We start from the raw sequence: 12,792 nt of genomic DNA, 5'->3' as shown, positions 1-12,792 counted from the left end.
CCCTACGGCGCGGCGAGCGCTCCGCCGTCGCCGGCTCGTGGGGCTCCCCGGCGCCCGCCCGCGGCCCGCCCGGCCCCCGCCACTACAACTGAAAAACCCCGGCTTGTCCGGGGTTTTTCAGCACAGCAGCTACAAAACCGCTACGCAGTCTTGTCCTTGATCGTGGTGCTGGGGCCGTTGCCCTTGACGCTGGTGATGCCGGCTTCGCGCGCGGCCTGCGATGAATACATCTGGCTGCTGCCGATCACCTGGTGGTTGGCCGCTTTCAGATTGAAATGGTAGCGGCCGTCACTGGCGGTCTTGCGCTCGTAGTTCGCTTCATCCGGGCTGTTCTTCTGTACCGAGGCAATACCGTTCTCCGCCCCGGACCGCGCGGTGTAACGTTCGCTGGTCAGGATGACCTCGGCGTTGCCTGCCTTGAGCACGAAATAGAACTGACCGTCGCTGCTCTTGTCCAACTCGTACCAACCTGCCATTGCAATACCCCACTTGAGGATGATGCCGGCACGCTGCCGCCCTGCTACCGCCGCCGCATGCGTGGCTGTTGCCCGGATGACCGGACGTTGGAAGCCGCTAGCTACCGCGGCTACAGGTGCGACTCTACCTCAATCTTCTGTCCGTTCCAGCCAGGCCAGCTTGCGCTCACGCGGCAGCTGCTTGATCTGCCACTCGGCGCGGGATGCGGCCGAGCGGTCGGCGTAGGCGCGACTGGCCAGGATCCGCAGCGGCGGGTGCGCGCGGGTATAGCGCGCACCCTTGCCGGCGACATGGGTCAGGAAGCGGGCCTGCACATCGGTACTGATACCCGCGTAGTAGCTGCCATCACGGCACTCCAGCAGATACAGAAACCACAGCCCCTTCACCTGAGCCTGCCCCATCCCGATTTACAGGCTGGCTGCGTCGGCAATCTTGCACAGACCTTCACCAACTGCCTTGTTGGAGGTCATCTGACCACCCTTGATGCTGAAGCGCACTTCGACGCGGACGCTCCCGTCAGGCTGACGACGCACGGTGGTGCGCAGCGGCACGGTCGAACCGCCACCACCACGGACTGGGTTCTCGGCGGCGATGTAGCCGGTGGTCTCGTTCGGGTAGATACCAATCATGCCTTCGGCTTCAATCGCCGCAACGGTCTTGGCAAACGCGACCGGGTAGCTGACACCTTCATGGTCGGTCGAGGCCAGGAACTGCTTGCCGCTGGTGAAGCCACCAGCCACCGACAGGTTCTGCAGGCAGCCACTGCCCGAATCAAAAACCTCCTTCTTGGCCAGCGCCAGCGACGGGACCAGCATCAAAGCCAGCGCCATGGTGCACATACGAAAACGCATCAGTTCCTTCTCCTTGGAGCGGTGATTCATAGGCTTTCCTGCAGGAGAAGGTGCTCCCCCTGTCCCCACGGCAGGCGGGAGGCCTACCACCTCCCGCCGCGTAAACTACTTGGACTGCCTGCTCTGCGCCAGTGAAACTGTCACGAAATCCTCAGGCTGCCGCCTCCAGCTGGGCGCGACGGCGGGCGCGTACCGCAACCGCCAGACGCTCTAGTACCAGCACGGTGCTGTCCCAATCGATGCAACCGTCGGTGATGCTCTGGCCGTAAACCAACGGCTGGCCTTCGACCAGATCCTGGCGGCCGCCAACCAGATGGCTCTCGACCATCACCCCGACAATGCGCTGCTCACCGGCTTCCAGCTGGGTGGCGATGTCGTCGATCACCTTGGGCTGGTTTTCCGGTTTCTTGCTGCTGTTGGCATGGCTGGCATCGATCATCAGCCGTGCTGGCAGCTGCGACTTGCCCAGCACTTCACTGGCAGCCTGCACGCTGGCAGCATCGTAGTTCGGGGTCTTGCCGCCGCGCAGGATCACGTGGCAATCCGGGTTGCCGCGGGTGGCGACGATGGCGGTGCCGCCTTCCTTGGTCACCGACAGGAAGTGGTGCGGGTGCGAGGCCGCGCCGACCGCGTCGGTGGCGATCTTCACATCACCGGTGGTGCCGTTCTTGAAGCCGACCGGGCACGACAGGCCCGAGGCCAGCTCACGGTGCACCTGGCTTTCAGTGGTACGCGCACCAATCGCGCCCCAGGCCACCAGGTCGGCGATGTACTGCGGCGAGATCACGTCCAGGAACTCAACGCCGGCCGGCAGGCCAAGCCGGTTGATGTCACGCAACAGGCCTCGCGCCACGCGCAGGCCCTTGTTGATGTTGAAGCTGCCGTCCAGGTCCGGGTCGTTGATCAGGCCCTTCCAGCCCACCGTGGTGCGCGGCTTCTCGAAATACACGCGCATCACGATCTCAAGTTCGCCAGCCAGCGCATCGCGCAGCGGGCGCAGACGCTGCGCGTACTCCATCGCCGCCACCGGGTCGTGAATCGAGCAGGGTCCAACCACGACGGCCAGGCGGTCGTCCTCACCGTGCAGGATGCGGTGCAGCGAAGCGCGTGCATCGGCCACGGTCTGCGAGGCCTCCTCGTCGCAGGGCAGCAACGCCAGCAGCTGCGCCGGCGAGGTCAGGGGTTCAAGTTTGCGGATGCGCAGATCGTCGGTATGGGGGGGCATGGGGGGTCTCCAGTTCAAAGCAGTGAATGGTTCGGCCCCAGCGTGGCGGCATGAAAAAAGCCGCCAGGTTCGCTGGCGGCTTTTCGGGAATGCATCTGAAAGTTTCTTCAGGGTAAGCGCAGTCCTTCCTCCGCCAGCGGCTTGGGAAAGTAATACCAAAAATAAAAGCTGGCGCGGGCTGCGTTCATGGGAAGCATTGATAACACGGTTTTTTGTGCGATGCGACAGTTTCAGCGGCAACAGACCCTGCCGCCGTCACGTTCAGGTTCGGGGAACGAGCACCGACACCTCGCCATTCCAGCTTGCATCGGGCTGCTGCGCGAGTGTCAGCTCTTCCACGGAAACGCCCATGCTCTGCAGCGCCTGCAACCACACCATCACATCAGCCGGCGCGCCACTCAACGCAAATTTGATGCGCTGATCCGACTGCTGCACCCCGTTGATTGCCAGCCCATGTTTGTCAGCCGTCGCTGTCAGCAGCGCCGGCAACTGCTCCGGTTTAGGCGTAGCAGTGCGTTGCGCCGCTGCGATCAAACGGGGCGCGTTGGCACGCATATGCGCCTGCAGCTGCTGCTCCGTGGCGACATTGCTGCGGGCCTGCTGCAGTGCTTCGCGGGTCGGCCCCCATGCAGCAAACCAGAACGCCAGCGCAGCCGCAAACGCCAACAACAGCTGTAGTGCGATGCGTTCGCGCGGTGCCAGCTGGCGCCAGCGCGCGACGATCCGATCACGCATGACCTGCATTCCAGGTGTGTTTGAAACAGCCGTGCTCATTGCGCTACTCCAACTACCAATTGCAGACCAGCTTCATCCGATCGCGCCTCCTTCACCCGCAACTGCCGGGCCTGCAGACCTTGCTGCAGCCCGTCCAATGCAGAGTGTTCGCCCTGCAGTTGCAGCAGCAGCTCGCCCTGCCCGGCCTGGTAGTGCATCCGTCGCAGCTGCAGATCCGCAGTGGCCGGCATCGCCTCGGCAACCGCTGCCAGCAAAGCCTGCAGCTGGGTGGCGGAACTGCCTTGGCGTAGATGCTGGTCGAACTGCGCTTTCAGGTCGACGATGCGCCGCTCCCGCGGGAACAAACCCTTGTAGATGGCTTCGTTGGCCTGCCGGTAGCCAGCGGCCTGCTGGTTCAACAACCACGCCTGTGCGCCATCGAATGCAAGCTGCGCCAGCAGTACAGCCGCCAGCGCCCATGCCACTGGTTTCCAGTGATGCAGCCGCATGCTTGAAGCGGGAGCAAATTCTCCCTGTGCCAGATTCAATGCATGCGCGCACTGCCCCGTCATCCACATCGGCTGTGCGCCGCCGAACATCTGTAGATCGACCCTCGCCCCAGCCGGCAACAGCGGCACGTCATCGCGCGCATGGAATACCTTGCAGGATCCCGGCAGCCGCTGCAGTACTGCAGGTAGCTGCGGTGGCGCCAGCGCGAGCCGCAGCCCATTGGCATCGGCCAACAGGCAACGGGAACTGTCCCAGCACAGGCTTGCAGATTCGTTCGGCAGCAGGTCCGCATCCACATGGATTGCACTTACCCGCACACCGTTCTCGCACAGATGGCGCAAACAAGCCTCCAGCAGAGCACGCTTGATGGCCACCACCCGATGCTGACCATCGTGCAGGCGTTCGCCCAAGACCAGATGCATGGCCTCCACCTCTTCGGCGAGCAGCGGCTCCAGCGCATAGGGCAAGGCTTTGAGCTGCCAGTGTCTGCTGCCGGCGGGCAGGCTGACGGCACAACTGGTGACATGCTCAACCGGCACGATCAAGGCGATCGTGCGGCCATTGAGAGTTGCCAGCGCCTCACGCAAAGACAGCTCTGCCGACTGCTGGCCATCGCTCCAGCTGACCAGCAGATCGTCCTGCAGGCTCGCGCTGCACCATGCAGGCAGGAACAGGCATGGCAATGGAGGTTGTCGCTTCATCAATCTTTCTCGGGAAATGCAGGGGGGGCCAACTGCCGGGCAACTACCTGCACGCTGCCCGCGTCGCGGTGCAAGGTACTCAGAAGTCGCAGGCGGCGGTCGCCGATGGCGACTTCAGTGCTGGCGAGGAACCAGTTGCTACGCACCGCCAAGCCGCTGCGTGCCACCAGCCGCCGCTGCAGCAGCGGCTGTGCCAGCACCTCATCGACAGTGGCAAAACCATTGCCAGCGCGAGCGGCGGCCAAGCGTTGGCCATCGGCAAGGCCGAGCCCATCAGCGAGACTGGCCAGCAGCAGCGGCTCGGCGGTATTGAGATTGAGCGCAGCCGTTGCCGGCAACGCACTGACATGCGGCAGCAGGCGCTGGTAAACCGCGTCATCGACGCCGGCCAGCAAGCGCAGCTCGCTGACATCCTGCAGGGCGCGGCGCGCCGGCCGATACGCCGGTTGCCGGCGCTGGTACTCGCGCTCGCTGGACAGACGGATCGCATCCGGCGCCAACGACGGCGCCAACCAGGCCACCAGCTGCCAAGACAGCTGCGGATCCAGCCGCAGCAAGCCCAGCAGACGCTGCAGGCGTGCCAATGCAGCGCTATCCAGTTCGCCGTTCTGTACAACACTGTTGAGATTGAAGCGGCCGGAGAGATCGTCGATCGACACGCTCAGCTGACCACCGTCCACTGGATACACCGGCAAGCCCTGCGCCCAAGCCTCGCCGAGATGATCGATGCCCGCACTCTCGCGCAGATCCGCCGTCAGCACGGCGCTGGCCAACTGCTCACCACCGCGCGCGTACTGCCAGGCCTGGCGCGCATGCAGCTGATTTGCACTGGCACGTATCGACAGCTGCTGACGGGTCACCAAGGCCGCGCATACGGTGGCCGCCAGCGCCACCACCAGCAGCACTGTGATCAGCGCGACGCCTTGCTGCGTCCGCTTCATGGTGACTGCCTCCCGGCATCGCCTGCGGGTAGCAACAGCACACGCCGCAGCACGCCAAACCGCGTGTGCTCAATGCGCACTTCCAACGCGCGTGGCAGTGGCTGCGTATCGGTAGCCTGCCATAGCGTGCGCCATATGCCCTGCCGATCCAGATAACGCCACTGCAGGGCAGTAATGTTCTGCAGAACCTGCTGCCGCTGCGCAACGCTGTCGTTGGCGCGGTCCAGCACCGGCCAGTACTCGCGCAGCAGATACGAGCCTTCATAGCGCCAGTGCACCCGCTGCAATTGCGCGCGCGGCATGCCCTGCGGATTGCTCCAGCCAGCACGCGTCCAGTGCAGGCCCTGTCCGTCGGGATCGCTCCAGAATGCGGGTTCATCGCTACTGTCGTTGGCCAGTACCGGCCGCGCCACGGCCTGCTCTACATCGCGTTCCAAGCTGGTCATCGCCCGCAGCAGTTGCCGCAGTTGCTGCTCCTGCTCACGAGTCTGTGAATCCACACGTATCGCGGACACCAGCAGACGATGGCTGGCAATGCCAATCAGAGCGAAGATCGCCACCGCGACCAGCACCTCCAGCAGGGTGAACCCTACTTCTGGACGCTGTTTCACTGCCCCACCCCGACGAAACCAGTCAGGCTGACGCCACCATCCTCGCTGTCCGCATCCGTCACCCGCAGCTGCACCAGCCGCAGCTGCGGCTCGGCGGTGGCCTGTATCTCGTACCGCACCCGCCAGCGTCGACCGCCCTGTTCTACGACGACATCACTGCTGCCCGGCACCACCGCGCCCTGCAACTGCAGTTCGGCCAGGGTGGTATCGGCCAGCCAGCCGGCCAACGCACGGTTCTCCAGCAGGCGCGCGTTGTGCACATGGCGCTGCAGCGTGACATGCACCATCGCCGCGACCACAGCCAGTACCGCCAGCGCCACCATTACTTCCAGCAAAGTGAATCCACGCGCCGGCTTCATTGCGACGACACCTGCTGCACCCGCGGCTCATTGAAGCCGTCGGCGATGATCCGATAGGCAAGACCGTGCTTGTCAGTGGCAATCAGCGTTGCGCTGAAGGGTGTCGACTGCGCCGAGGACGACAGCACGATCTGCGGCGGCTGTGCATCGGTGCCGGCATCCGCCAATGCAACCGGGGTGCCTTCCACGCTCAGCGTCAGCCGCATTGCCTGCGGCAGCCGACGCGATGACCAGTCCGGCTGCGCCCGCCAGCGCCCATCACGGGCGTCATAGGCGTGCACCTCGTAGCCCTGCGTGCTGATGCGTACGCCGTACTCGCGGTTGTCCTGCACGGCCTCATCGGCGAGCAGGCGCAGCACCGCAGCGAAGCGCTCGGCTTCCTCGCGCAGCACATAGCCATCGCCACGCGCCGCCCCGGACAAGCCGACCGCACCGGCCAGCACGCCAATGATCACCATCACCACCAGTACTTCCACCAGGGTGAAGCCGCGCGCATGCCGCACGCTCAGATGTCCCTGCTGTCCAGGTCAGCGTCCAGCGCATCGCCGCCTTCGCGACCATCGGCACCGTAGCTCCACAAGTCATAGGCGCCCTTGCTACCCGGTGCCAGGTACAGATAGGGCTTGCCCCAGGGATCAACCGGCAGGCGCCCGAGGTAGCCCTCGGGATTCCAGTTGTCGGCACCGCTGGGCGGACGCTGCACCAACGCTTCCAGGCCCTGCTGGGTGTCCGGATAGCGGCGGTTGTCCAGCCGATACATCTCCAGTGCCGAGGCAATGGCCTTGAGATCGCCGCGGGCGACGGTGACCTTGGCCTGGTCAGGCCGTCCCATCACCTTGGGCACCACCAGCGCGGCAAGGATGCCGATGATCACCACGACCACCATGATTTCTATCAAGGTGAAGCCCGCCAGCTGTCTTGCCGATACGTTCATTGCTGTTTCAACCCACCATTTGGTTCAAGGACATGATCGGCAGCAGGATGGCCAGCACGATCAACAACACCACCGCACCCATCAGCACCAGCATGAAGGGCTCGAACACGCCTATCAGCAGGGCGATGCGCGCGGCCAGATCGGTCTCCTGGTTGCGTGCGGCGCGTGCCAGCATCGCGTCCAGGGCACCGGATTTCTCACCTGCGGCGACCATGTGCATCAGCATCGGCGGCAGTGGCGTGTGCTGTTCCAGCGCGCGGGTCAGGCTGCCGCCCTCGCGCACGACGACTTCAGCCTGCAGCAGACCAGCCTTGATGCACTGATTGCCAACCACCTGTGCGGCGATACGCAGCGCATCCACCAACGGCACGCCGCTACGCGCCAGGATTGCCAGCGTGGAAGCAAAGCGCGCACTGTCCAGGTCGCGCAGCAGCAGGCCGAACAACGGCAGCTGCAGCAACGCCTTATCACAGCGCAGGCGCTTGGTCGGCTGCTGCAACGCACGCCAAGCCAGCACACCGGCAACAGCCAGCACGGGCAGCAACCACGGCCCCCACTGGCTGAGCGCGTTGCTGCTGGCCACCAGTCCGCGGGTCAGCAAAGGCAGGGCCTGGCCGGAATCGACGAAGACATCGATCACATCCGGCACCACGTAGCCCAGCAGAAAACCAACGATCAAGCCCGCCACCACCAACAGGATCAGCGGATACAACAAGGCCAGCTGGATCCGCTGCCGTGACTGCTGACGCTGCTCGGTGTAGTCGGCCAGTTGCTCCAGCACCACGCCGAGATGACCACGTTCGCCTGCCGCGACCATGCTCCGATAGATACCCGGGAAGGCACGCGGATACGTCGCCAGCGCCGCAGCCAGGCCGTGTCCTTCCAGAATCCTGCCGCGCACCGCCAACAAGGTCGCGCGTATGCGTGGCTTGCTGGTCTGTGCGGCGACCGCGCGCAGGGCTTCTTCCACTGGCAACGCGGCCTGCACCAAGGTGGCCAGTTGCCGGGTCAACAGAGCCAGATCGGCGCTAGCGATACGTCCGCCGCCGCTAGCACTGGCCGCGCCTTCTCGCACCGCGACCGGCTCCACCTGCACCGGTGTCAGGTTGCGCTCGCGCAACTGCTGGCGTGCCTGGCGTGCACTGTCGGCCTCGACCACGCCCTTGTGGCGGCGGCCATCGGCGGACAAGGCCAGATACTCGAACGCCGCCATCAATCACTACTCCGTACGACCCAGGCACTCACAGGTCACGTCCTACCCGCAGCACTTCTTCCAGCGTTGTCACGCCATCGAGCACCTTGGCGCGGCCGTCGTCCAACATCGATGGTCCCTGTCGCCGCGCCTGCTCAAGCAACTCGGCCTCGCCCGCACCGGCATGCACCAGCGCACGCAGTTCGGGGCCGAACTCGACCAGCTCGTAGATGCCGGTGCGGCCCCGGTAACCCTGGCCTTTGCAGTGATCGCAACCGACCGCGCGGAACAGCAGTGGCCGTTGCCAGGCTTCCATCCCCAACTGCGCGCACTCGGCGCTGGACGCCGGCGTTGCCACCCGACACTGCGGGCACAGCCTGCGCACCAGACGCTGTGCCAGCACACCGAGCAGCGAAGAGGACAACAGGAAGGATTCGATCCCCATGTCGAGCAGACGGGTGACCGCACCGACCGCGCTGTTGGTATGCAGGGTGGACAGCAGCAGATGGCCGGTAAGCGAGGCCTGCACGGCGATGCGCGCGGTTTCGCTGTCACGGATCTCGCCGACCATCAGCACGTCGGGGTCCTGGCGCAGGATCGCACGCAGGCCGCGCGCAAAGGTCATGTCGATGCGGCCATTGACCTGGGTCTGGCCGACGCCATCCAGGTGGTACTCGATCGGATCTTCGACGGTAAGGATGTTGCGCTGACGGTTGTTGATGGCGCGCAGACCGGCATACAGCGTGGTGCTCTTGCCGGCACCGGTGGGGCCGGTGACCAACACGATGCCGTGCGGGCGGCACAGCATGGCCTGCATCACCCCGACATCGCGCACCCGCATGCCCAGGTGCTGCAGCGACAACTGCCCGGATTGTTTGTCCAGCAGGCGCAATACCACCCGCTCGCCATTGGCCGCAGGCAGGGTGGAAACACGGATATCCACCTCGCGCCCACCTACCCGCACCGAGATACGACCGTCCTGCGGCAACCGCTTCTCGGCGATATCCAACCGCGCCATCACCTTGATGCGCGACACCAGCAGCGCTGCTAGCTCGCGCCGTGGCTCGACCACGTCACGCAGGATGCCATCCACACGGAAACGCACCACCAAGCGGCGCTCGAACGACTCGATATGGATATCGGAGGCATGCTCGGCCAGCGCCTCACCGAGCAAGGCGTTGATCAGGCGGATGATCGGCGCATCGTCCTGCTGGTCCAGCAGATCCTCGACCTGCTCCAGCCCTTCCACCAGACTGGCCAGATCCATGCTGTCGCCCAGCTCGTCCGCCATGCTCATCGCGCTGCCGGAATCCTGCTGATACACCTGCTGCAACAGCTGCTCGAACACGTCATCGGCCACTGTCTCCGACGCCAATGGCCGCCCGGCCATGCGCTGTGCTTCAGCCAGCGCTGGCATCGTGGCATCACCACGGCAGGCAAGCCGGGCCTCCACATCATCGATCAACAACACACCATGGCGCCGCGCGAACGCAAACGGCAGGCGCAGCGCAGGCGTACCGGCAACAGGTGCCAGCGACGCAGAGAGCTCCATTTCAGACATCAATGTTGCAAGGTGATATCGCTGCGCGGAGCGATGTCACACTTTCCCCTGTAAAAACGTGCCCGGAAAATGCCATGTTCCGGACAAAAAGGCGTGACTTTGAGCTCGCTTTCCGGATGACGATCACACTTCCGTACGTATCCGCATCGCACTCTCTTACGGACGCAGCTAGAGTACCGGCTTCGCAAAATCCGACACTGCGAAAACAGGGGAAAACCAGACACCTTTGGCGCGACGTTGCCTGAAAAGTGCAGCGAGCTAGCCCCTGTGCGCGCGGATTTTTGCCAAAGGAGATGCCGTAGCACCGATGTTCCAGTCTGATACCTCCAACCTGCTACCGAAGATAGTCGCGATCGTCATCACACTTTCCGCTGCTGCCGCACTGGTATGGCAGGCGCGTCAACTCTATCTGCAGATGAGCCGGCCACCAGTCACCGCCGACACCGCGCAAGCGAGCGTCCCTGCGCTATCACCGCAGGCGCTGCAGCGGCTGTTTGGCAATCCCGCGACGGCAAGCACGCTCAATCTGCACGGCGTGCAGCTGCAGGGCTGCATCGTCGCCGCCGACCCTGCGCAGTCACAGGCACTGATCAACATCGAGGGCGAGGGTGCCTTGAACCTGTTGGTTGGCGACGAATTCCAGCCTGGCGTCGTGCTGCGGCAGATCGCCCATGACCATGTGCTGTTCACCCGCAATGGCGTAACTGGCAGACTCGACTTTCCCGCACCTGCAACAACACAGCCTGCAGGCGGTGCCGAGTGATCCACGCACCCACACTCCAGCTGCTTCGCAGGGCGGCGCTGCTGTCCTTGCTGGCGCTTGCGCCGGCAACACTCAGTGCCGCGCCAGCCAGCGATGCTCCCCAGCAATGGAGCATCAACATGAAGGACACGGATATCCGTGACTTCATCGGTGCGGTAGCCAACATCACCGGTGACACCTTGATCGTCGACCCACGGGTGGTGGGCGAGGTCAGCGTCACTACCCAGGAGCCGATGACGTTGCCGGAAGTGCGCCGCCTGTTCCTGTCGGTGATGACGATCCATGGTTTTGCGGTGATCGAGGAGGAACGCCAGACCCGTGTGGTGCCCAATGACGAAGCGCATGTCTTCGCCGATGGCCGCGGCCGCGGCCCGGATGCGATCGAGACCCGTGTACTCACGGTGCAGCACGGCGTCGCCACCGAATTGCTGCCGATGCTGCGGCCGTTGGTGCCAGCCAATGCACACATGGCAGCGGTGCCCACCTCCAATTCACTGATCATCAGCGACCGGCGCGGCAACATCACCCGTATCGAGGCGCTGTTGCGGCAACTGGATGCACCGAAGCTGCATGGCCACGCCGACTACGAGGTGCAGTTTGCCAGCGTGGAAAGCCTGCAGAAGTTGCTGCAGGCCAGCCTCAGCGCAAGCAACGCTGCTTCCTCCACCAAAGTACTGGCCGACACCCGCACCAACCGCCTGCTGATCTTTGGCCCCGAACAAGCACGGCAGCGCTTGCTGGAGTTGGCCCGCTCACTGGACGTTGATGCCCCCCGCTCCACCACCACCCAGGTGATCCGCCTGCAGCACGGTGACGCCAAGCAGATGGCACAGACGCTGGGCGCCATCGGTGATTCGATCAAGCAGGAAGGTGCCGACAAGCCGCTCCAGACCGCCACCCTGATCCGTGCCGATGAAAGCCTCAATGCCGTCGTCATCCACGCCAAACCCGAGATGCTGCAGGTATTGACCGACATCGTCCGGCAGCTGGACATCCCACGCTCGCAGGTATTGGTGGAGGCAGCCATCGTCGAGATCTCCGGCGACATCGAAGACGCACTCGGCGTGCAATGGGCACTGGATGGCGGCTCACGCAGCAACGGTGCTGGCGGGGTCAACTTCAACAATACCGGCTTGTCGATCGGTACCCTGCTCAGCTCACTGGCCGCCGGCAGTACGCCAACAACCCTGCCATCCGGCGCCATTCTCGGCATCGGCAACAGCAACTTCGGCGCGCTGGTGACGGCGCTGTCGAGCAACTCCAAGAACAACCTGCTATCCACCCCGACCCTGCTTACGCTGGACCACGAACCGGCGGAAATCCTGGTTGGCCAGAACGTGCCGTTCCAGACCGGCTCGTACACCACTACCGGCGATGGCACCAGCAATCCGTTCACCACCATCCAGCGCCAGGACATCGGCGTAACGTTGAAGGTGACGCCGCATATCAACCAGGGCGGCACGCTGCGGCTGGAGATCGAGCAGGAAATATCCTCGTTGGCGGCCACGCCCAGCGGCATCACCCTGTCCGACGTAATCACCAACAAGCGCTCGATCAAGAGCACCATCCTGGCCAGCGATGGGCAGGTGATCGTGCTTGGCGGCTTGATCCAGGATGACGTCAGCCATACCCGCTCCAGCGTACCGCTGCTCGGCAGCATCCCCGGCCTCGGCAGATTGTTCAGCTCCACCAGCGATACCCGGGTCAAACGCAACTTGATGGTTTTCCTGCGCCCCACCGTGATTCTCGGGCAGAGCGCGGCCAGCGACCTGAGCGAACGTAAATATCTGGATCTGCGCCAAGCGCCCGGTGCGCGTGGCAAGTACGCCAATCCTTTGCCTCCCACGCCCGAACAACTGTTCGACCGCGGCCAGGGAGCGCCTGAACGCAAGGCCGCACGGGCACCCGAGCGCTGACAGGTCCATCCATGAGCAGCCCGGCGACCGGTTTGGG

At 64.2% G+C, this 12,792-nt stretch carries 15 protein-coding genes; 2 read left to right on the top strand and 13 right to left on the bottom strand.

Going from position 1 to position 12,792, the window contains the following annotated elements:
• Window positions 1-140: 140 nt before the first annotated feature.
• The 13 genes from ACVOLL_RS12535 to gspE form a co-directional block, all read right to left on the bottom strand.
• On the bottom strand, window positions 141-476 hold the full coding sequence (locus tag ACVOLL_RS12535; RefSeq protein WP_481513173.1) for a YegP family protein: 336 nt from the start codon (window positions 474-476) through the stop codon (window positions 141-143).
• 129 nt (window positions 477-605) lie between these two features.
• The gene (locus ACVOLL_RS12530; protein ID WP_481513172.1) at window positions 606-878 is read right to left on the bottom strand and encodes a GIY-YIG nuclease family protein; all 273 of its coding nucleotides are present in this window, start codon (window positions 876-878) and stop codon (window positions 606-608) included.
• Window positions 879-884: 6 nt separating this feature from the next.
• Window positions 885-1,358 carry a hypothetical protein gene (locus ACVOLL_RS12525; protein WP_481513171.1) on the bottom strand — a complete coding sequence of 158 codons (474 nt, stop codon included), beginning with the start codon at window positions 1,356-1,358 and terminating at the stop codon, window positions 885-887.
• 121 nt (window positions 1,359-1,479) lie between these two features.
• Window positions 1,480-2,553, bottom strand: coding sequence for a 3-deoxy-7-phosphoheptulonate synthase (locus ACVOLL_RS12520; RefSeq protein ID WP_481513170.1), 1,074 nt, complete (start codon window positions 2,551-2,553; stop codon window positions 1,480-1,482).
• 261 nt (window positions 2,554-2,814) lie between these two features.
• Complete coding sequence (gspM, locus tag ACVOLL_RS12515; protein WP_481513169.1) at window positions 2,815-3,288, bottom strand: type II secretion system protein GspM; 474 nt, start codon at window positions 3,286-3,288, stop codon at window positions 2,815-2,817.
• 35 nt (window positions 3,289-3,323) lie between these two features.
• Window positions 3,324-4,478: a type II secretion system protein GspL gene (gene gspL / locus ACVOLL_RS12510; protein WP_481513168.1), complete on the bottom strand. Its 1,155-nt coding sequence runs from the start codon at window positions 4,476-4,478 to the stop codon at window positions 3,324-3,326.
• A complete protein-coding gene (gene gspK, locus ACVOLL_RS12505; RefSeq protein ID WP_481513167.1) occupies window positions 4,478-5,419 on the bottom strand; it encodes a type II secretion system minor pseudopilin GspK in 942 nt (313 codons plus the stop codon). Before gspK ends, gspL begins: the two co-directional genes overlap by 1 nt.
• Window positions 5,416-6,030 (bottom strand): type II secretion system minor pseudopilin GspJ, encoded by a 615-nt coding sequence (gene gspJ / locus ACVOLL_RS12500; protein WP_481513166.1) that lies wholly within the window; start codon window positions 6,028-6,030, stop codon window positions 5,416-5,418. Before gspJ ends, gspK begins: the two co-directional genes overlap by 4 nt.
• Complete coding sequence (gspI, locus tag ACVOLL_RS12495; RefSeq protein WP_481513165.1) at window positions 6,027-6,389, bottom strand: type II secretion system minor pseudopilin GspI; 363 nt, start codon at window positions 6,387-6,389, stop codon at window positions 6,027-6,029. The genes gspJ and gspI overlap by 4 nt, the downstream gene beginning before the upstream one ends.
• The gene (gene gspH, locus ACVOLL_RS12490; RefSeq protein WP_481513164.1) at window positions 6,386-6,892 is read right to left on the bottom strand and encodes a type II secretion system minor pseudopilin GspH; all 507 of its coding nucleotides are present in this window, start codon (window positions 6,890-6,892) and stop codon (window positions 6,386-6,388) included. Before gspH ends, gspI begins: the two co-directional genes overlap by 4 nt.
• A 2-nt stretch (window positions 6,893-6,894) precedes the next feature.
• Window positions 6,895-7,323: a type II secretion system major pseudopilin GspG gene (gene gspG / locus ACVOLL_RS12485; RefSeq protein ID WP_481513163.1), complete on the bottom strand. Its 429-nt coding sequence runs from the start codon at window positions 7,321-7,323 to the stop codon at window positions 6,895-6,897.
• 7 nt (window positions 7,324-7,330) lie between these two features.
• On the bottom strand, window positions 7,331-8,536 hold the full coding sequence (gene gspF / locus ACVOLL_RS12480) for a type II secretion system inner membrane protein GspF (RefSeq protein WP_481513162.1): 1,206 nt from the start codon (window positions 8,534-8,536) through the stop codon (window positions 7,331-7,333).
• Between the two features lie 28 nt (window positions 8,537-8,564).
• A complete protein-coding gene (gspE, locus tag ACVOLL_RS12475) occupies window positions 8,565-10,067 on the bottom strand; it encodes a type II secretion system ATPase GspE (RefSeq protein WP_481513176.1) in 1,503 nt (500 codons plus the stop codon).
• A gap of 316 nt (window positions 10,068-10,383) precedes the next feature.
• On the opposite strand from gspE, the gene ACVOLL_RS12470 reads away from it, so the two are divergent.
• Complete coding sequence (locus ACVOLL_RS12470; RefSeq protein ID WP_481513161.1) at window positions 10,384-10,839, top strand: type II secretion system protein N; 456 nt, start codon at window positions 10,384-10,386, stop codon at window positions 10,837-10,839.
• Window positions 10,840-10,958: 119 nt separating this feature from the next.
• Window positions 10,959-12,755 (top strand): type II secretion system secretin GspD, encoded by a 1,797-nt coding sequence (gspD, locus tag ACVOLL_RS12465; protein WP_481513160.1) that lies wholly within the window; start codon window positions 10,959-10,961, stop codon window positions 12,753-12,755.
• Window positions 12,756-12,792 lie beyond the last annotated feature (37 nt).

The organism is Stenotrophomonas sp. STEN035, from assembly GCF_056759935.1.
The sequence above is the reverse complement of the archived record's forward strand: the minus strand, read 5'-3'. Positions and strand labels throughout refer to the sequence as shown.